Below are 17,988 nucleotides of genomic sequence, written 5' to 3'. Positions count from 1 at the left end.
GGCGGGATTGTCTCACTCCCGGCAGCAACCGGGCGTTAGCGCCGCCCAGGCACGTCGCGCCCGTGCCGCTGGATCGCTCAGGCCGCCGCGACCGGCGGCGGTGCGGTGGCGACCGCGGCGATCGCCGCGGGTACGGCCTTGGCCGACAGCAGCGCCTCGGGCAAGGCCTTGAACAGTTGCGCCAACTGCTGCAGGAAATCGCTCATCGCCGAGCTGCGGCGCCACAGCATCGCGATGCGCCGGCTCGGGCCGGCGGCGTCGTCGAAGCGCAGCAGATGGATATTGGAGGAGCTGGCCACCGGCGGCTGCACCGCCAGCAGTGGCAGCAGGGTGACGCCGACGTTGGCGGCGACCATCTGCCGCAGCGTCTCCAGGCTGGTGGCCTGGAATTCGGCCTTTTCCAGCGCGCCGGACAGGTGGCACACGTCCAGCGCCTGTTCGCGCAGGCAATGCCCGTCCTCGAGCAGCAGCAGCCGCTGCTGGTGCAGCTCGCTCAGGCTCAACGAGTCGCGCTTGGCCAGCGGATGGTTTTCCGGCACCGCCAGGACGAACGGTTCCTCGAACAGGAACTCGCTGTGCAGCTGGTCGTCGTGCAGCGGCAGCGCCAGCAGCGCCGCGTCGAGCCGGCCTTCGCGCAGGCGGCTCAGCAGGACGTCGCTCTTTTCCTCGATCAGCAGCAGTTCCAGCTGCGGGAAGCGCTCGCGGATGCTCGGGATCACGTGCGGCAGCAGGTACGGGCCCAGCGTCGGGAAGATGCCCAGGCGCACCGTACCCGCTTCCGGATCCTGGCTGCGCCGCGCCGCTTCCTTCATCTGCTCGACCTCGGCGACGATGCCGCGCGCGCGGCTGGCGGCCTCGCGCCCGGCCGGGGTCAGCATGACCTTGCGCGGCGCGCGCTCGACCAGGGGCACGCCCAGTTCGTCCTCGAGCTTCTTGATCTGCGTGGACAACGTCGGCTGGCTGACGAAGCACGCCGCCGCGGCGCGCCCGAAATGCTTGTGATCGGCCAGCGCCACCAGGTACTTCAGATCACGCAGGTTCATCGGCAGGTTCCTTGGCGGTGCGGTCGGCGCGGCGCGGGACTGTCCGCCCCGGAACAGCATAGGCCCCCGCGCCGGGTCGCGGCGCGGAGGCGATCGGATCAGGCCGCTTCGGCGACCGAGTTGCTGACCGGCGCACTGCTGCGGATCAGGTGGTCGAACGCGCTCAGCGCCGCCTTGGAGCCTTCGCCCATGGCGATGACGATCTGCTTGTACGGCACCGTGGTGGCGTCGCCGGCGGCGAACACGCCGGGCAGCGAGGTCTGGCCGCGGTCGTCGACGACGATCTCGCCGCGCGGCGACAGCGCCACCGTGCCCTGCAGCCACTCGGTGTTGGGCAGCAGGCCGATCTGCACGAAGATGCCTTCCAGCGCGATCCGGTGGATGTCGCCGCCGACGCGGTCCTTGTAGACCAGCCCGGTGACCTTCTGCCCGTCGCCGGTGACCTCGGTGCTCTGCGCGTTGACGATGATGTCCACGTTGCCCAGGCTGCGCAGCTTGCGCTGCAGGACCTCGTCGGCGCGCAGCTTGCCGTCGAACTCGACCAGGGTGACGTGGCTGACGATGCCGGCCAGGTCGATCGCCGCTTCCACGCCGGAGTTGCCGCCGCCGATCACCGCCACGCGCTTGCCCTTGAACAGCGGGCCGTCGCAGTGCGGGCAATAGGCCACGCCCTTGTTGCGGTACTGGTCCTCGCCGGGCACGTTCATCTGCCGCCAGCGCGCGCCGGTGGACAGGATCACCGTGCGGCTCTTCAGCGACGCGCCGTTGGCCAGCTTGATCTCGACCAGGCCGTCGGCGCCGGCCGGGATCAACTGCTCGGCGCGCTGCAGGTTCATGATGTCCACCTCGTACTGGCGCACGTGCTGCTCCAGCGCCGCGGCCATCTTCGGGCCTTCTGTCTCCTGCACCGAGATGAAGTTCTCGATCGCCATGGTGTCCAGCACCTGGCCGCCGAAGCGCTCGGCCGCCACGCCGGTGCGGATGCCCTTGCGCGCGGCATAGATCGCCGCCGCCGCGCCGGCCGGGCCGCCGCCGATCACCAGCACGTCGAACGGCGCCTTGGCCGCGATGGCAGCCGCGTCGCGCTTGGCCGCGCCGGTGTCGAGCTTGGCCACGATCTGCTCCAGGCTCATGCGGCCCTGGTCGAACACTTCGCCGTTGAGGTAGACGGTGGGTACCGACATGATCTGCCGCGCCTCGACCTCGTCCTGGAACAGCGCGCCGTCGATCGCCACGTGCTTGATGTTCGGGTTCAGCACCGCGGCCAGGTTCAGTGCCTGCACCACGTCCGGGCAGTTCTGGCAGGACAGCGAGAAATAGGTTTCGAACACGTACTCGCCGGGCAGGTTGCGCACCTGCTCGATGACCTCGGCGGTGGCCTTGGACGGGTGCCCGCCGACCTGCAGCAGCGCCAGCACCAGCGAGGTGAACTCGTGGCCCAGCGGCAGTCCGGCGAAGCGCAGGTGGATGTCGTGGCCGGGGCTGCCCAGCGCGAACGACGGGGTGCGCTCGCCGCTGTCGCGGTGCACGTCCAGGCTGATCTTGTCCGACAGCAGGACCAGGTCTTCGAGCAGATCGAGCATCTCGCGCGACTTGGGGCCGTCGTCGACCGACGCGGTGATGTGGATGGGCCGAACGACCCGCTCCAGGTAAGCCTTCAACTGGGTTTTCAGATCGGCATCCAACATGGCGGACTCCTGACGATGGGCAAAGCGTGGGGAAGGCGTTGCTGCCGCAGAGGGCAGACCGCCGTGAAGAATTGGGAGGAGGGGTGAACCGCAGCCGGCGCTGCCGGCGGCTGGCGAGCCGAGCGCAATGCCGGCTGCGGTTCACCCCCACCCCCGCCGGGACGGCGGAGATGGGAGCGTGGCGGCTTTAGATCTTGCCGACCAGGTCCAGCGACGGCTTCAGGGTCTTTTCGCCTTCCTTCCACTTGGCCGGGCACACTTCGCCCGGATGCGCGGCGACGAACTGCGCGGCCTTGAGCTTGCGCAGGGTCTCGGTGACGTCGCGGGCGATCGCGTTGTCGTGGATCTCGAGGGTCTTGATCACGCCTTCCGGGTTGATCACGAAGGTGCCGCGCAGGGCCAGGCCTTCTTCCTCGATGTGCACGCCGAACGCGCGGGTCAGCTGGTGGGTCGGATCGCCGACCAGCGCGAACTGCGCCTTGCCCACGGCCGGCGAGGTCTCGTGCCACACCTTGTGCGAGAAATGGGTGTCGGTGGTGACGATGTAGACCTCGGCGCCGATCTTCTGGAACTCGGCGTAGTTGTCGGCGGCGTCTTCCACTTCGGTGGGGCAGTTGAAGGTGAAGGCGGCCGGCATGAAGATCAGCACCGACCACTTGCCCTTCAGGTCCGCGTCGGTGACTTCGATGAATTCGCCGTTCTTGTAAGCGTTGGCCTTGAACGGCTGGACCGGGGTGTTGATCAGGGACATGGAGTTTCCTCGTGGTTGCGAAGGGGGCGGGTGGTTAGAACGAGGCTCATCATAGGAGCGGGCGATAGATATCTCAAATCGATTGATGGAATTGAATAGATAGGTTTGGTCTATCGCTATTCAAGCCTGGCTCTTTGCTGCGCTGCGGGGGACGCACGCAGTCCTGAAGTTCTACCACGTTGGCTTTTCCGGACCGCTGCGGCATCGTGACGTCGATGAACGCCTCCACCCCCGAGTCCCTGCTGCGCGCGGCGTGCACGCAGATCGAGCGCGCCGACGCCGAAGCCCTGTTGATCCACGCCCTGCAGCGCGACCGCGCCTGGCTGTTCGCGCACGCCCGCGACCCGCTGCCGGCCAGCGGCGTGCAAGGCTTCGGCGAACTGCTGGAGCGGCGCGCGCAGGGCGAGCCGGTGGCCTACCTGACCGGCCGGCGCGGCTTCTGGACCCTGGACCTGGCGGTCGGCCCGGCCACGCTGATCCCGCGCGCGGACACCGAGCGGCTGGTGGAACTGGCGCTGGAGCGGGTGGACGCGGCGCCGGGCCGGCGCATCGCCGACCTGGGTACCGGCAGCGGCGCGATCGCGCTGGCGCTGGCCAGCGAGCGGCCGCAGGCGCAGGTGCTGGCCACCGACCTGAGCGAAGCGGCGCTGGCGGTGGCGCAGGCCAATGCACGCGCGCATCGCCTGGACAACGTCGCGTTCGCCCACGGCGCCTGGCTGGCGCCGCTGGCCGGGCAGCGCTTCGACCTGATCGCCAGCAACCCGCCCTACATCGCCGCCGGCGACCCGCACCTGGCCCAGGGCGACCTGCGCTACGAACCGGCCAGCGCCCTGGCCTCCGGCGCCGATGGCTTGGACGACATCCGCCAGATCGTCGCCGCCGCGCCCGCGCACCTGCTGCCCGGCGGCTGGCTGCTGCTGGAACACGGCTGGGACCAGGGCGAAGCGGTACGCGCGCTGCTGACCGGCGCCGGTTTCGATGCGGTGGCGACCCACCAGGACCTGGAAGCGCGCGACCGGGTCAGCCTGGGGCGTCGGCCGGCTGGCTGAAGCGGATCGCAAGCGGCCGCGCCTGGCGGACGCCTCGCTGGTGCTCGGCCGGCGGATGCGATGCGACGGCGAACGCGGCAGGGCTGCGGCTTCCCCGCTAAAATCGCGTTTTTCCGCAGGAGCCGCCATGCGCACGCTATACCCCGAGATCGAACCGTTCGACAGCGGCACGCTGCCGGTGGACGCGCGGCATACGCTGCACTACGAGCAGTGCGGCAACCCGCAGGGCAAGCCGGTGGTGCTGCTGCACGGCGGGCCGGGCGGCGGCTACAACGCCAAGATGCGGCGCTTCCACGATCCGGCCAAGTACCGCATCGTGCTGTTCGACCAGCGCGGTTCCGGCCGCTCCACGCCGCATGCGGACCTGGTGGACAACACCACCTGGGACCTGGTGGCCGACATCGAGAAGCTGCGCGAGACGCTCGGCATCGAGCGCTGGCAGGTGTTCGGCGGCAGTTGGGGCTCGACCCTGGCGCTGGCCTACGCGCAGACCCATCCGCAGCGTGTCACCGAGCTGGTGCTGCGCGGCATCTTCATGCTGCGCCGCTGGGAGCTGGAGTGGTTCTACCAGGAAGGCGCCAGCCGGCTGTTCCCGGATGCATGGGAACACTACATCGCGGCGATCCCGCCGGTGGAGCGCGCCGACCTGATCTCCGCGTTCCACCGCCGCCTCACCAGCGATGACGAGGCCACGCGCTTGGCCGCCGCCCGCGCCTGGAGCGTGTGGGAAGGCGCCACCAGCTTCCTGCACGTGGATGCGGATTTCGTCAGCGGCCACGAGGACGCGCAGTTCGCGCTGGCGTTCGCGCGCATCGAGAACCACTACTTCGTCAACGGCGGCTTCTTCGAAGTGGAAGACCAGTTGCTGCGCGACGCCGGCAGGATCGCCGACATCCCCGGGGTGATCGTGCAGGGGCGCTACGACGTGGTCTGCCCGGTGCAGAGCGCCTGGGAGCTGCACAAGGCCTGGCCGAAGGCGACCCTGGAAATCACCCCGAGCGCCGGCCATTCGGCGTTCGAGGCGGAGAACATCGACGCCCTGGTGCGCGCCACCGACGGCTTCGCCTGACGCCGCGCCGCGTGCCGTCGCAACGCCGGCACGCGGCTTTCAGCGGGAGCGAAGGCGGCTAGAGATAGAGCCCTTCGGTACGCAGCGCGGCGGCGCCGGTGCCGGCGGCGCTGGCCGGGGCGGCGGGGCGCGGGTCCAGCCGCGCCTGGTCGGTCTCGTCGGTCCACACCACGAACGATTCCAGCGTGTTGTAGCCGAAGGTGTTGCTGATCGCCACGTCGGCGGCGTCGCGGCCACGCGCGATCAGCACCCGGCCGATGCGCGGCAGGTTGTGGCGCGCGTCGAAGGTGTACCACTGCCCGTCCAGGAACGCCTCGAACCAGCCGGAGAAATCCATCGGCGCGGTCGAGGCGGGCACGCCGATGTCGCCCAGGTAACCGGTGCAATAGCGCGCCGGGATGTTCATGCAGCGGCACAGCGCGATCGCCGAATGGGCGAAGTCGCGGCACACGCCGCGGCCTTCCTGCAACGCCTGCGCGGCGCTCTTGGTCGGCCGCGCGTGCTCGTAGCCGAATTCGATCTGCGCATGCACGTAGTCGCAGATCGCCTGCACCCGCGCCCAGCCGGTCGGCGCGCTGCCGAACAGGTCCCAGGCCATGCCGCTGAGCAGGTCGGTCTCGCAGTAGCGGCTGCCGAGCAGGTACATCAGGGTGTCGTCGGGCAACTGCTCCACCGGCGTCTGCGGCGCGTCGTAGCGGTACTGGTCGGGCAGGCCGCTGTCGCGCACCACCGCATCGGCGCGCAGGGTCAGCACGCCGGCCGGGGCCAGCATGCGCGTGCAGCTGTTGCCGAACTGGTCGCGATAGCCGCGCAGCGGGATCGCCGGTTCGGTCTGCAGCGCGGTGGCCACGACGATGTCGGTGCGGCGGCTGTCGTGGATGTCGAGCATGGCCAGCACCGGGGTCGGCTGCAGGAAGCGGTAGCGGATCTCGTAGCCGAGGCGGATGAGCATGGGGGCGTCCGGTGCGTGCAGCTGGGGGGCGTCCAGGCGGACGGCGAGTGCACCGAGAGTGCGCAGCGCGCGCTCAGCCCGGTGTGAAGGCAGCTTGCAACCGATTCAGCATGCTGAGCAAGCGCTGCGCCCATTGCCGCTGTCCGGCGGGGTCGGCGATCAGGTCCTGGCGGATCTCCAGTTCCACGTGGGCCAGGCCGCGCGCCTCGGCGTGCACCGGGATCGCGTAGTCGGTGGCGTCGCTGACCGAGTACGGCTGGTTGTCGCCGACCACCAGTCCCGGCTCGGCGCGCAGCTGCGCCAGCAGCGCCTGCGCGAAACGAGCATCGCGCTGGTACAGCACGCCGGCGTGCCAGGGCCGGGCCACGCCGGCCATCGACGGGGTGAAGCTGTGCATGGCGATCAGGATGGTGGGCAGGCCGGCGTCGCGGCGTCGGTCCAGTTCGGCGGCGATGCGCGCGTGGTAGGGCGCGAAGATCGCGCTGGCGCGCGCCGTGCGCGCGGCGGCGTCCAGGCCCTGGTTGCCCGGCACCACGGTGCCGTCGCTGGCCTCGGCGATCGAGCCTGGCGCCGCCAGCGGCCGGTTGCAGTCGATCACCAGCCGCGAATAGGTCTGGGTGATCGCGAACGCGTCCAGCGCCTGCGCCAGCTCGCGGGTGACGCCGTCGATGCCGATGTCCCAGCCGATGTGCCGGTCCAGTTCGGGTTGCGGCAGGCCCAGGCCGGCCAGCGCCTGCGGCACCTGCTGCCCGGCATGGTCGGCGATCAGCAGGTAGGGCGAACGGCCTTGCGCCTGGTAGACGCGGTAGGGCGGCGGATCGCCGGCGCCGAGCAGCGCCGATGCGCTGCCCGCGTGCGGGGCCGGGTCAGCCACGCGGTGTGCCGTCCAGCTGGTGCTCGATCATCCACAGCCCGGCCCACAGCTTGGCGTCCAACTCGTAGCCTTCGCCCATCTTCTGCACCAGCCAGGCCGCAGCGCGGGCGCGCGGCACGACGTGCACGGTGATGTCCTCGCTGGCGTCGCCGCCGCCGTCGCCGATCTTGCGCAGGCCGCTGGCGCGGACGAAGGCGACCTTCTCGCTGCTGGCGCCGGAGGAGGTCGGGCCGATCATCAGCAGCTCGGCGTGGTCGGCGGTCCAGCCGGTCTCTTCCTCCAGCTCGCGCACCGCCGACACCTCGATCGATTCGCCGGCGTCGATGTCGCCGACCAGCCCGGCCGGCATCTCGATGGTGCGCGCCTGCAGCGGCACGCGGAACTGTTCGACGAACAGCACTTCGTCGTCCGGCGTCACCGCGACGATGATCGCGGCCAGGCCGCCGGCATGCACGCGTTCGGAATATTCCCAGGTCCCGCGCACCACCATGCGCTGGTACTTGCCTTCGTAGACGATGCGGGGCGGGGAATCGTGGCGGGGCATGGGCGTTCGCTCGAATGAGGAGGAAGGAGGATCGGCGGCGCGGATCGCGATCGCCGGATGGCTGAAGTGTAGGGCCATCGACATCGCGACGATGCCAAGACGCCGCGCGACGTGCTGGCGTGGCGTGCGATACCGTGACATAGATCCAGGCGCGGCGAAGCGGGCACTACGGTCCCATCGGCGATGCCTCTGCAGTGTCCTGCTCGCGCAGCACCGCGATGAAAGCGCGCAGTGCGGCGGGATGTGGCGGTGGCCTGGGAGTGGAGGCATAACCCGGAATCGGGGGAGGACATCGCCGCTGGTGGCGGCGCGGCGGCAGGCCTCCGAGGAGCGTTACATGGTGCTCATGCGCACACAGTTCGATTCGGTAGATCGAGCGGACGCAGCGACGTCCCGGGCGGTGCCCGCAGGCCATCTACTCGCCGACCGTCGCCAGCCCCGCCGCCTGCAGCAATCTGCGCCGGGTCAGCGGGCCGAAGCGCAGCGCTTCGCACAGGCCGTGCAGCATGTCGGCGTCGGCCTGGCCGCGGGCGAAGCCGGGTGCGGCCGAGTGCAGCGGCGCGTCCAGCGCGATGGTGGCCAGTTGCCGCCACAGCAGCGCGTGCTCGCGCTGCTCGCGCAGGCGCACGGCCATCTGCGCCGCGCCGCGCAGGCGCAGGAACGCGACCTCGTCGATCCGCAGCAGCAGCGTGTCCAGGTTGCCGAAATGCGCCAGCAGGATCGCCGCCGACTTGGCGCCGATGCCGGTGACCCCGGGAATGTTGTCGATCGCATCGCCGGTCAGCGCCAGGTAGTCGGCGATCTGGTGCGCATGCACGCCGTGCCGCGCCTTGACCCCGGCCGCGCCCCAGCGCTGGCCGCGGGCGTAGTCCCATTGCTCGTCGAATTCGAGCAGCAGCAGTTGCGACAGGTCCTTGTCGGCGGACACGATCACGCCGTGGAAGCCGGCGCCGCGCACGCTGTGCAGCGCGCTGCCGATCAGGTCGTCGGCCTCGTAGTCGTGGTGCGCCAGCACGCCCAGGCCCAGCGCCGCGCACAGCGCCTTGCAGTGCGCGAACTGGCGCCGCAGCGCATCCGGCGCCGGTGCGCGGTTGGCCTTGTAGGCGGGATAGAGGCGATTGCGGAAACAGCTGTCCAGCGCTTCGTCGAAGGCGATCGCGATGTGCTGCGGGCGCTCGCGTTCGAGCAGGTCGAGCAGGAACCGGGCGAAGCCGTGCACCGCGTTGGTCGGCCAGCCCTGCGCGTCCTGGAACTCGTCCGGGATCGAATGCCAGGCGCGGAACACGTACAGGCTGGCGTCGACCAGGTACAGCGGCCGCGAGCTCGGCAGCGCTGCGTTCACGGCGTCCAGTCGCTGAGCAGGTGCTGCGGATCCGGGCGCTCGCGCTCGGGCACCTGCAGGCGCGGGGTGCCGATATGGATGAAGCCGGCGATGCGCTCGTTCTCGGCCAGGCCCAGCCGCGCGGCGACCGCGGCGTCGTAGGCCATCCAGGCGGTCAGCCACTGCGCGCCGAAGCCGTAGGCCTGCGCCGCCTGCAGCAGCGCGAAGCAGACCGAGCCGGCGGTCAGCCACTGCTCGATCTCCGGCACCTTCTCCTCGCGCTGCAGGCGCACGATCACCGCGACCGCCAGCGGCGCATGCGCGAAGCGCGCGCGGTCCTTCTCCACCGCGGCCGGCGGAGCGTCGGGGTCGCGCTGCAGCGTGCGCTCGGCCAGGAAGTCGCCCAGCGCCAGCCGCGCCGGGCCGGCGATGCGCAGGAACCGGAACGGCACCAGTTTGCCGTGGTCGGGCACGCGCACCGCCGAGCGCAGCATCGCCAGCAGGGTCGCCGCGTCGGGTCCGGGCTCGCCCAATTGCTTGGACGGCACCGAGCGGCGCTCATCCAGCGCTTGCAGCGAGTGAAGTGTGCGCATAGTCTCGATTCCGTGGGGCGGGCGCCGAATTATAGTCGGGCGCCCAACAGCGGCAGCGGATGCCGCGGTTACACGGAGAGTCAAGCTTCATCCTCGATCTGCCGCTAACTTCCGAATTGACGTCGGTCTCACTTGCGCTTGCGTATCACACTGCCATGACAATCGCCGAATATGCCGAGGAGTTGCTCCCAAGCCGCAACTCGGACCTGCTCGACCAGGTCCGGGACGTGGTGTCGGTGCCGCTCGCCGGTGCGTTCGGCGAGGTGCTGGACGTGCTCGCCGATGCGCTGTTCCGCATGGCCGAGCGCGCCGGGCCGACCCAGAACGACTATTTCGAGGCGATCCAGCTGCTGCGGCAGCAGCGCGAGCCGATCGCGGCGCGCTTCCGCGGCCATCTGGCGCAGGCCTGGCAGGCCCTGGAGGCCGGTCGCCCGCTGTCGGTGGAACGCACCCTGGCGCGCGAGCGCGGCGACCTGAGCCTGGTGTCCGAGCAGGAACTGGACGTGCGCCTGGCGGTGCGCAACCTGGCCGGCGCAATCCAGCACCGCTGGCGCCCGGAACTGATGCGGCTCAACCGCTTCCTCGGCTTCATCGCCGGCGGCCAGCGCATCGATGCCGACAACAATCCGTTCGGCCCCGAACACGTCGGCGCCGCGGTCTACGCGGCGCTGCACGGCCTGGTGCTGGCGCCGCAGGTGCAGCTGGCGATCGTCAAGATCTGCGAGCAGGAACTGCAGGAGCGGGTCGGCGAGCTGTATGGGCGGCTGGAGCAGCGCCTGGACCAGGTCGCGCGGGCGCGCTCGCTGCCGACGGGGCGCACGCGCCGCCGCGCGATCCCGCGCAACCGCGCCGACGCTGGCGGCGATGACGATGCGGCGCCGGACTGGATCAGCCGCTTCTTCGAGACCTGGAACGCCGCCGCGCCGCTGTCGGCCACGCAGCGCCGCGTCGCGCGCGCGCTGGACGCGCATGCGCGCGACGACCACGAGGTGCTGCCGCCGGCGTTGCGCGCCTTGCTGCACGAGGCGCAGCCGGCTGCGGCCGACACCGCCGACGACGCGCGCCGCAGCTTGTCGCCGCGCGAACTGTTGTCGATCCTGTCGCTGCTGCAGACCACGCCGCTGGCCGGCTTCGCCGCCATCGGCGAACACGGCGGACCGCTGGCGCAGGGGCTGCGCCAGCAGGTGGTGGCGGTCGGCGCGTCGCTGGGCCTGGATCCGGCCGGCACCCGGCTGGAGCCGGCCGATGCGGACACGCTGGAGCTGGTCGGGCTGCTGTTCGAAGTCATGCTCGACGAATGCGTGCTGCAGCCGGCGCAACGCGAACTGCTCGGGCAGATGCTGGTGCCGATGGCCAAGGTGGCGCTGATCGACGGCCGCCTGTTCGTGCGCGACGGGCATCCGGCGCGACGCCTGCTCAACCTGCTCGCCGATGCCTGCGACGGCAACGCCGGCGACACCGCCGCCGAGCAGGCGCTGCTGGCGCAGGCGCAGGCGGTGGTGGAGCGGGTGGTGCGCGATTTCGACGAGCACCTGGCGGTGTTCCTGAGCCTGGAAGCGGAATTCGGCGGCGCCTACGAGCAATACCGGCGCCGGGTGGAGATCGCCGAGCGCCGCGCGGCCGAAATGCAGCGCGCCGAGGAGCGCCGCGACCGGGCGCGGCGCCTGGCCGCGCAGGCCGTGGACGAACGCCTGCAGCGCGACGCGCATGGCACCGCGCTGCCGGCACCGATCGAAACCTTCCTGCGCCAGCCCTGGTGCCAGTACCTGCAGCAATCGGCGCTGCGCGACGACGGCCACGGCGCGGCGGTGACCGCGGCGCTGGCGCTCGGCGACGCGGTGCTGGCGCAATGCCGCCAGGCGCAGGCCGGGGGCGGTATGCCAGCCGCCGGCTGGCTGCAGCCACAGCGCGCCGAGCTGTTGCGGCTGTGGACCAGCGTCGGCCTGGACGCGGCCGCCGCCGAGGCCGCCTGGCTGGCCCTGCACGCGGCGCTGGACGACCTGGCGCATGCGCGCCCGCTGCAGACGCCGGCGCCGGCGGCCGTGGTCGCGCCCGAAGCGCCCACGGCGGAGACGGTACCGGCGCTGCCGGAGCCGGCGCAGGCCACCGATTTCGACCATGTCACCGCCGATTATTTCCGCACGCTGGCGATGGGCACCTGGCTGGACTTCGTCGATCGCGAGGGTCGCGTGCAACCGGGCAAGCTGTCCTGGGTGAGCCCGATCTCGGCGCGGCTGATGTTCGTGAACCGCCGCGGCGGCCGCCTGTGCGTGGCCTCGCCGGAGGCGCTGGCGATGATGGTACGGCTGGACCGGTTGCGCCTGCATCGCGACGACGATGCGTTCTATAGCGCGATGCAGGGTGCGGTGGACCGTCTGGAGCGGGTCGCGGCCGCCGCCTGACCCGCGTCGCCGCCCCGATTTCGCACGCCGCTGCAGGCGGGGTTACGCATGGACGGCCTACGATGAGGGGGCGAGTCACGTTCCGGAGCATGAAATGCGCTATGCATCACGGTTGTCGTTCAGGTACCTTGCCTACCATGCAGAGGCGGAAACAGGGGCCGCGTCCGTTCGACTTCCTTTTACTTCTTCCCTAGCGCCGCTCGCGGCGCGGAGCCTTCGCGCATGAGTTTCAGCCCCAGCTCGCCGCATGCACATCCCGCGCGCGCTCCGCACCTGCTGGTGCAGGCGCGCGACGGCATGCTGCCGGTGCTGGGGCAGGCGTTCGCCGCCGCGCTGGCGCATTTCGACGACGTGCTGTTCGACCGCGCCGAGAGCGCCGGCGCCTCGCAGCTGCTGTTCCTGGACGGCATGCGCGAGCTGCGCCGCCGCCGCGAGGAGATCGCCGCGCGCTTCCGCGCGCAGCTGGACCAGGCCTGGCAGGCGCTGGAAGCCGGCACGCCGCTGTCGGCGGAAGTGGCGCTGGCCGGCTACGGCCAGGGCCTGAGCCTGGTGTCGGAAAGCGAACTGGAATCGCGGCTGGCGGTGCGCAACCTGGCCAGCGTGCTGCTGCGCGAATGGAAGCCGGTGCTCAGCCGCATCGACCGCCGCCTGGGCTGGATCGCCGGCGGCCTGGAACTGGACGCCGACACCAATCCGGTCGGCCCCGAACACATCGGCGTCGCGGTGCATGCCGCGTTCTCCACCAGCGACCTGGCCCCGGAAGTGCGGCTGGTGCTGATCAAGCTGTGCGAGCGCGACCTCACCGCCGGCATCGGCAAGCTCTACCAGCAACTGGACGACAGCCTGGCGCAGGCCGGGGTCATGCCGGAGATCTCGCGGCCACGACCGCCACCGCCGCCGCGGCGCGCACCGGCGCCGGAAGAGCGCCAGGCGCGCAACGACAGTGCCGGCGCCGGCGAGGACGGCGGCGCCGGTGGCGAGGCGGGCGAGTACGACGAACACTACGCGCCGGCCTGGGCCAGCCGCTTCGTCAATCGCTGGGCCGAGAGCCGCGGCCGCCTGCAGGCCGGCGAAGGCTACGCCGAGGCGGGCGCCAACCTGCCCGGCGGCAGCCAGGGCGTGTTGCTGGAGGCCTTGCACGAATTGCTGCAGCAGACCCGCAGCGTGCGCGAGAGCGCCACCTCGGCGGCGACCGCCGCGGTCGGCCAGCAGCGGCCGCTGAGCCAGCGCGAGATGATTTCGGTGCTGTCGCTGCTGCAGGCCACGCCCAGCGCCACGCTGCGCGCGGCGATCGGCGACGACGGCGAATCGCTGGCGCAGCGGTTGAAGAGCGAAGTGCTGTCCAACGCCACCCAGTTCGGCGTGGATCCGGCGCATGCGCGGCTGGATCCGGTCGACGAGGATGCGATCGACCTGGTCGGCATGCTGTTCGACGTGATGCTCGACGAACGCGACCTGGAAGGCCGCTCGCGCGAGCTGATCGGGCGCCTGGTGGTGCCGTTCGTCAAGGTCGCGCTGCTGGACCGGCGCATGTTCGTGCAGAAGACCCATCCGGCGCGGCGCCTGCTCAATTCGCTGGCCGAGGCCTGCGAAGGCAATACCGGCGAGAGTCCGGCCGAACGCGTGCTGATGGGCAAGGTCGAGGAAATCGTCGAGCGGTTGGTCGCCGAGTTCAACGAGAACCTGGCGATCTTCCTGACCCTGGAAGAGGAATTTCGCGATTTCCTGGGCCAGCACCGGCGCCGCATCGAGATCGCCGAGCGCCGCGCCGCGGAGACCCAGCGCGGGCAGGAGAAGCTGGAACTGGCGCGGCAGCGCGCCGAGGCCGAACTGCAGGTGCGGCTGCAGGGCCTGCAATTGCCGCAGGCGCTGGAGGACTTCCTGCGCCAGCCGTGGCAGCACCACCTGACCATGGCCATGCTGCGCGAAGGCGAGGAAGGCGCGGGCGTGCGCGATGCGCTGGCGCTGGCCGACGGCGTGCTCGAGGAAGCGGCCGAGGCGCGCCGGCACATCGTCGGCAAGCCCTGGCTGCAGGCCTGGCAAGGGCCGCTGCAGAAGGTGTTCGCCAGCGTCGGCCTGCATGCCGAGGCTGCCGCCGCGGCGATCAACGTGCTGCACGACACGCTGCAGGGCGTGGCCGAAGTGCGTCCGGAACTGGAGCGGCCGCTGCCGGAACTGCCGCAGGTGGCCTTGCCGCAACCGCCGGTGCAGGAGGCGCAGTCGGTGGAGGTCGCTGCCGCGGAGAAGATCGAGGACTACGACAACGCCGACGCCGATCGTTTCCGCTCGATGCCGATCGGCACCTGGCTGGACTTCATCGACCGCGACGGCAAGGTGCAGACCGGCAAGCTGTCGTGGGTGAGCCCGATCTCGGCGCGGCTGCTGTTCGTCAACCGCCGCGGCGTGCGCTTCTGCGTGGCCTCGCCGGAGGAACTGGCGGTGATGGTGCGGCTGGGCCGGCTGCGCAGCCACGTCAACGACGGCGCCTTCGACAGCGCGATGCAGGGCGTCATCGACCGCCTCGATCCGCAGAACGCGACCTTGCACTGAGGGTCCGTCGCGACCCACGCATTGTGGGAGCGACGGGCGACTTGCTCACGCACAGCTGCGCGCGTGCGCGCTGGCCGCCGAACAGGCGCTCGATCAGGATCTTCGGTCGCGACAGGCTTTGCCGGGGAAGGCCCGTCGCGACCGAAGTCGCTCCCGCATGCGATTCGTGCGTCCTTGTGCATGCCCGCGCCCGGCGCGCGACCGGCCAGGACGCGCAACCGGCCGGCCTGGCGCTGCCATCGCCGCGCGGACCCTGTAGCATCGGCGCCGACTAAGGCGGGCAACCCACGGGGAATCGCATGGCAGTGCAGGTGCTGGTGGTGAAGGAGTCGGCGCACGGCGAACGCCGCGTGGCGGCGACGCCGGAGACGGTGAAGAAGCTCGGCGCGCTCGGCGCGCAGGTGCACGTCGAGCCCGGCGCCGGCGCGTCGGCCGGTTTCGTCGATGCGGCCTATCTGGCGGCCGGCGCGCAGCTCGCCGATGCCGCGACCCCGGCGCAGGCCGACCTGGTGCTGTGCGTGCAGCCGTTGCCGGTCGCGGCGCTGAACCAGCTCAAGCCCGCCGCGGGCGTGGTCGGGATCCTGCAGCCGCAGGCCGATCCGGCGCGCGCCGAGGCGATGCAGGCGCGCGAACTGGTCGCCTTCCCGCTGGAACGGCTGCCGCGCACCACGCGTGCCCAGGCGATGGACGTGCTCAGCTCGCAGGCCGGCATGGCCGGCTACAAGGCCACCCTGATCGCCGCGCAGCTGGCGCCGCGCTTCTTCCCGATGCTGACCACCGCCGCCGGCACCATCCGCCCGTCCAAGGTGCTGATCGTCGGCGCCGGCGTCGCCGGCCTGCAGGCCATCGCCACCGCCAAGCGCCTGGGCGCGCAGGTCGAGGGTTTCGACGTGCGCCCGGAGACGCGCGAGCAGATCGAGTCGCTGGGCGGCAAGTTCCTCGACCTGGGCGTCAGCGCCGCGGGCGAGGGCGGCTACGCGCGGCAACTAACCGAGGAGGAGCGCGCCGAGCAGCAGCGGCGCCTGGCCGATCACCTGAAGGGCATCGACGTGGTGGTGTGCACCGCCGCGGTGCCCGGGCGGCCGGCACCGAAGATCCTCAGCGCGGCGATGGTCGAGGGCATGAAGCCGGGCAGCGTGGTGGTGGACCTGGCCGCCGAGACCGGCGGCAACTGCGAACTGACCCGCCCCGGCGAAACCATCGAGCACGGCGGCGTGGTCGTCGCCGGCCCGCTCGACCTGGCCAGCATGGGCGCCGTGCACGCCAGCGAGATGTACGCGCGCAACGTCTACAACTTCGTCGCGCTGTTCCTGAAGGACGGCGCGATCGCCTACGACTGGGACGACGAGCTGCTGGCCAAGACGCGCTGGACCGGCTGATCGGGATGCGGCGGCCGCAGTCGGGCGTGGCAGGCGCTGCCGGAGTGTCTTCGTCAGCAACCTACTAGCCGACGGCAAATACCTGTGGGAGCGACTTCAGTCGCGACGGGCTCTACCGGTAACGCCCGTCGCGACTGAAGTCGCGACGGGCCTTCCCGGTAGAGCCCGTCGCGACTGAAGTCGCTCCCACATGGTTTGCGCCAGGCCAATCTGAGTGCACCGCAAGAAAGGCGGCAGCGGTGCTCATGCGGCCCACGCGTTGCGTTGGCGATCCAGCTGCGAGGTGCACGAGGCCGCTCCGCGGTCGCATCTGCCACACTGTGCCGCCCCCCGTTCAAGCAAGGACTCGCCTGATGCATCTTCGTGCCGTGCTCGCTGCCGTGCTCGCCGTGGCCAGTTCCATCGCCGCCGCGCAGGACCCGATTGCATCCGCGGTCGCGCCGCTGCTCACCCAGGTTGCGTTCGGCGCTGGCGACGTGCAGTTGGGCGAGCGCGGCGGCCACTGCGCACTGCTGCGCGGCGAGACCGAACTGCTGGCGCTGGCGATCCCGGCACCGTGCGGGTTCAGTCCGGACCGCCACGGCAAGGTGCGCATCGAGCCGTTCAATCGCGGCAGCCGCATCGTCCTGGTGGAGCACATACGCGCGGATCCGCGACCGCCGCTGCGCGGCAGCGCGGGGCCGGACTGCATCCGCGAAGCGCAGGCCGTGCGCGAGATCGGCGGCAAGCTGGAGGCCGGCCATGTGATCACCTCGGCCGGCTGCGCTCGCGGCGCGGCCGACCAGAAGATGTTCGTTGCCGGTTTCGATTGGTGACGTTCGCGCGCGCGGCGCGATCGCGCCGATGGGCATGTCACTCGTCTTCGTCGTCTTCGTCCTCATCCGCGCCCGCGTCGGCAGCATCGCCGAGCCGGGCGGCATCGGCATCCACCGGTTCCAGCAAGGTGTAGTCGTTGCGCTCGCGGCGCTGGTAGGCCGGCGACACCGGATAGGCCAGCAGCGCCGGTTGCGGCGCCCGCGCCAGGAACGCGGCAGGAAACAGCCGCGGTCCGCGCAGCCAGCTGCGCCAGCGGTCGCCGTCCAGGAAGATCGGCCCGTCCGCGGTCAGCGGCGCGGGAATGGCGGGATTGGCGTGGGTCAGCATGCTGAAGCTGAGCAGCGCCGGTTCGCCGCGTTCCCAGCGTTCCCACAGCCCCGCCGCCAGCAGCACCTCGCCGTCGGCGTGGTGGATGTAATAGGGCTGCGCGGGTTTGCGGCTGCGGTCCCACTTGTAATAGCCGGACAAGGGGATCACGCAATGCTGGCTCTTCCACGGCGCGGCGAAAATGCGGCTGCGTGCGGCGCGTTCCAGCCGCGCGGTGACGGTGGTGTAGGGCGTGTCCGGGGTCTTCGACCAGCGCGGCACGATGCCCCATTGCAGGCGCTCCACCTGCGGCGTGCCGTCGCGGCACAGGATCGCGGACGCGACGTCGCCCTTGCCCAGGTTGTAGTTGTCCGGATACGCCGCCAGCGCCTCGCGCAGCGACGGGTCCAGCCGCGCGGGCAGGTCGTCCTCGATGCCGAAGGCCTGGACGAAGCGTCTCATCGGTTCCTCGCATTGCGCATGCCAGCACCTTAGTGCGCGGGGTGGACAAGCGCAGGTGAAGAAGCGCCGGCGTGCGCCGCCGCCCGCGCAGCGCATCATCGCGGCATGGCGCCGGGTTGCCCGATGCCTGCGCCGCGCCAGCTTCTTCTTCATCCTGTCTTCCCGCAGCCGCGGGCATAGTCGCCGCCG

15 protein-coding genes are annotated in these 17,988 nt (G+C 71.0%); 6 read left to right on the top strand and 9 right to left on the bottom strand.

Features of this window, described 5'->3' with window-relative positions:
• Nucleotides 1-77 precede the first annotated feature (77 nt).
• The 3 genes from VDQ83_RS08690 to ahpC form a co-directional block, all read right to left on the bottom strand.
• Nucleotides 78-1,043, bottom strand: coding sequence for a LysR substrate-binding domain-containing protein (locus VDQ83_RS08690; RefSeq protein WP_455434604.1), 966 nt, complete (start codon nucleotides 1,041-1,043; stop codon nucleotides 78-80).
• A gap of 98 nt (nucleotides 1,044-1,141) precedes the next feature.
• Nucleotides 1,142-2,731, bottom strand: a complete 1,590-nt coding sequence (gene ahpF, locus VDQ83_RS08685) for an alkyl hydroperoxide reductase subunit F (protein ID WP_455434603.1) — start codon at nucleotides 2,729-2,731, stop codon at nucleotides 1,142-1,144.
• Nucleotides 2,732-2,918: 187 nt separating this feature from the next.
• Nucleotides 2,919-3,482 carry an alkyl hydroperoxide reductase subunit C gene (ahpC, locus tag VDQ83_RS08680; RefSeq protein WP_263397369.1) on the bottom strand — a complete coding sequence of 188 codons (564 nt, stop codon included), beginning with the start codon at nucleotides 3,480-3,482 and terminating at the stop codon, nucleotides 2,919-2,921.
• 215 nt (nucleotides 3,483-3,697) lie between these two features.
• On the opposite strand from ahpC, the gene prmC reads away from it, so the two are divergent.
• Both prmC and pip read left to right on the top strand, forming a co-directional pair.
• Nucleotides 3,698-4,531, top strand: a complete 834-nt coding sequence (gene prmC, locus VDQ83_RS08675; RefSeq protein ID WP_455434602.1) for a peptide chain release factor N(5)-glutamine methyltransferase — start codon at nucleotides 3,698-3,700, stop codon at nucleotides 4,529-4,531.
• Between the two features lie 127 nt (nucleotides 4,532-4,658).
• Nucleotides 4,659-5,600, top strand: a complete 942-nt coding sequence (pip, locus tag VDQ83_RS08670) for a prolyl aminopeptidase (RefSeq protein WP_455434601.1) — start codon at nucleotides 4,659-4,661, stop codon at nucleotides 5,598-5,600.
• Between the two features lie 58 nt (nucleotides 5,601-5,658).
• Here pip and VDQ83_RS08665 read toward each other — a convergent pair whose 3' ends face one another.
• The 5 genes from VDQ83_RS08665 to VDQ83_RS08645 all read right to left on the bottom strand — a co-directional run bounded on the left by VDQ83_RS08665 (nucleotide 5,659) and on the right by VDQ83_RS08645 (nucleotide 9,884).
• On the bottom strand, nucleotides 5,659-6,552 hold the full coding sequence (locus VDQ83_RS08665; protein ID WP_263397372.1) for a transglutaminase-like domain-containing protein: 894 nt from the start codon (nucleotides 6,550-6,552) through the stop codon (nucleotides 5,659-5,661).
• 73 nt (nucleotides 6,553-6,625) lie between these two features.
• Nucleotides 6,626-7,426, bottom strand: a complete 801-nt coding sequence (locus VDQ83_RS08660; protein WP_455434600.1) for an N-formylglutamate amidohydrolase — start codon at nucleotides 7,424-7,426, stop codon at nucleotides 6,626-6,628.
• Entirely contained in the window at nucleotides 7,419-7,970 is a 552-nt protein-coding gene (locus tag VDQ83_RS08655) for an NUDIX hydrolase (RefSeq protein WP_455434599.1), read from the bottom strand. The genes VDQ83_RS08660 and VDQ83_RS08655 overlap by 8 nt, the downstream gene beginning before the upstream one ends.
• 415 nt (nucleotides 7,971-8,385) lie before the next feature.
• Nucleotides 8,386-9,312 carry a 5'-3' exonuclease gene (locus VDQ83_RS08650; RefSeq protein ID WP_455434598.1) on the bottom strand — a complete coding sequence of 309 codons (927 nt, stop codon included), beginning with the start codon at nucleotides 9,310-9,312 and terminating at the stop codon, nucleotides 8,386-8,388.
• Nucleotides 9,309-9,884, bottom strand: a complete 576-nt coding sequence (locus VDQ83_RS08645) for a nitroreductase family protein (RefSeq protein WP_263397376.1) — start codon at nucleotides 9,882-9,884, stop codon at nucleotides 9,309-9,311. Before VDQ83_RS08645 ends, VDQ83_RS08650 begins: the two co-directional genes overlap by 4 nt.
• 155 nt (nucleotides 9,885-10,039) lie before the next feature.
• Between VDQ83_RS08645 and VDQ83_RS08640 the strand changes: the two genes are divergently transcribed.
• The 4 genes from VDQ83_RS08640 to VDQ83_RS08625 all read left to right on the top strand — a co-directional run bounded on the left by VDQ83_RS08640 (nucleotide 10,040) and on the right by VDQ83_RS08625 (nucleotide 17,030).
• Complete coding sequence (locus VDQ83_RS08640; RefSeq protein WP_455434597.1) at nucleotides 10,040-12,286, top strand: DUF1631 family protein; 2,247 nt, start codon at nucleotides 10,040-10,042, stop codon at nucleotides 12,284-12,286.
• Nucleotides 12,287-12,508: 222 nt separating this feature from the next.
• Complete coding sequence (locus VDQ83_RS08635; protein ID WP_455434596.1) at nucleotides 12,509-14,836, top strand: DUF1631 domain-containing protein; 2,328 nt, start codon at nucleotides 12,509-12,511, stop codon at nucleotides 14,834-14,836.
• Nucleotides 14,837-15,135: 299 nt separating this feature from the next.
• The gene (locus VDQ83_RS08630) at nucleotides 15,136-16,215 is read left to right on the top strand and encodes an NAD(P) transhydrogenase subunit alpha (protein ID WP_263397379.1); all 1,080 of its coding nucleotides are present in this window, start codon (nucleotides 15,136-15,138) and stop codon (nucleotides 16,213-16,215) included.
• A 353-nt stretch (nucleotides 16,216-16,568) separates the two neighbouring features.
• Nucleotides 16,569-17,030 carry a hypothetical protein gene (locus VDQ83_RS08625; RefSeq protein WP_455434595.1) on the top strand — a complete coding sequence of 154 codons (462 nt, stop codon included), beginning with the start codon at nucleotides 16,569-16,571 and terminating at the stop codon, nucleotides 17,028-17,030.
• A gap of 37 nt (nucleotides 17,031-17,067) precedes the next feature.
• Here VDQ83_RS08625 and VDQ83_RS08620 read toward each other — a convergent pair whose 3' ends face one another.
• The gene (locus tag VDQ83_RS08620; RefSeq protein ID WP_455434594.1) at nucleotides 17,068-17,799 is read right to left on the bottom strand and encodes an SOS response-associated peptidase; all 732 of its coding nucleotides are present in this window, start codon (nucleotides 17,797-17,799) and stop codon (nucleotides 17,068-17,070) included.
• Nucleotides 17,800-17,988: the final 189 nt, after the last annotated feature.

The organism is Xanthomonas sp. WHRI 7945, assembly GCF_035026585.1.
Note: the sequence above shows the minus strand (reverse complement) of the source record. Positions and strands in the feature narration are given on the sequence as shown.

Excerpts from the sequence above, each read along its gene's own strand:
- VDQ83_RS08690 (WP_455434604.1), bottom strand. The coding sequence starts at position 1,043 with ATGAACCTGCGTGATCTGAAGTACCTGGTGGCGCTGGCCGATCACAAG.
- ahpF (WP_455434603.1), bottom strand. The coding sequence starts at position 2,731 with ATGTTGGATGCCGATCTGAAAACCCAGTTGAAGGCTTACCTGGAGCGG.
- ahpC (WP_263397369.1), bottom strand. The coding sequence starts at position 3,482 with ATGTCCCTGATCAACACCCCGGTCCAGCCGTTCAAGGCCAACGCTTAC.
- prmC (WP_455434602.1), top strand. The coding sequence starts at position 3,698 with ATGAACGCCTCCACCCCCGAGTCCCTGCTGCGCGCGGCGTGCACGCAG.
- pip (WP_455434601.1), top strand. The coding sequence starts at position 4,659 with ATGCGCACGCTATACCCCGAGATCGAACCGTTCGACAGCGGCACGCTG.
- VDQ83_RS08665 (WP_263397372.1), bottom strand. The coding sequence starts at position 6,552 with ATGCTCATCCGCCTCGGCTACGAGATCCGCTACCGCTTCCTGCAGCCG.
- VDQ83_RS08655 (WP_455434599.1), bottom strand. The coding sequence starts at position 7,970 with ATGCCCCGCCACGATTCCCCGCCCCGCATCGTCTACGAAGGCAAGTAC.
- VDQ83_RS08645 (WP_263397376.1), bottom strand. The coding sequence starts at position 9,884 with ATGCGCACACTTCACTCGCTGCAAGCGCTGGATGAGCGCCGCTCGGTG.
- VDQ83_RS08640 (WP_455434597.1), top strand. The coding sequence starts at position 10,040 with ATGACAATCGCCGAATATGCCGAGGAGTTGCTCCCAAGCCGCAACTCG.
- VDQ83_RS08635 (WP_455434596.1), top strand. The coding sequence starts at position 12,509 with ATGAGTTTCAGCCCCAGCTCGCCGCATGCACATCCCGCGCGCGCTCCG.
- VDQ83_RS08630 (WP_263397379.1), top strand. The coding sequence starts at position 15,136 with ATGGCAGTGCAGGTGCTGGTGGTGAAGGAGTCGGCGCACGGCGAACGC.
- VDQ83_RS08625 (WP_455434595.1), top strand. The coding sequence starts at position 16,569 with ATGCATCTTCGTGCCGTGCTCGCTGCCGTGCTCGCCGTGGCCAGTTCC.
- VDQ83_RS08620 (WP_455434594.1), bottom strand. The coding sequence starts at position 17,799 with ATGAGACGCTTCGTCCAGGCCTTCGGCATCGAGGACGACCTGCCCGCG.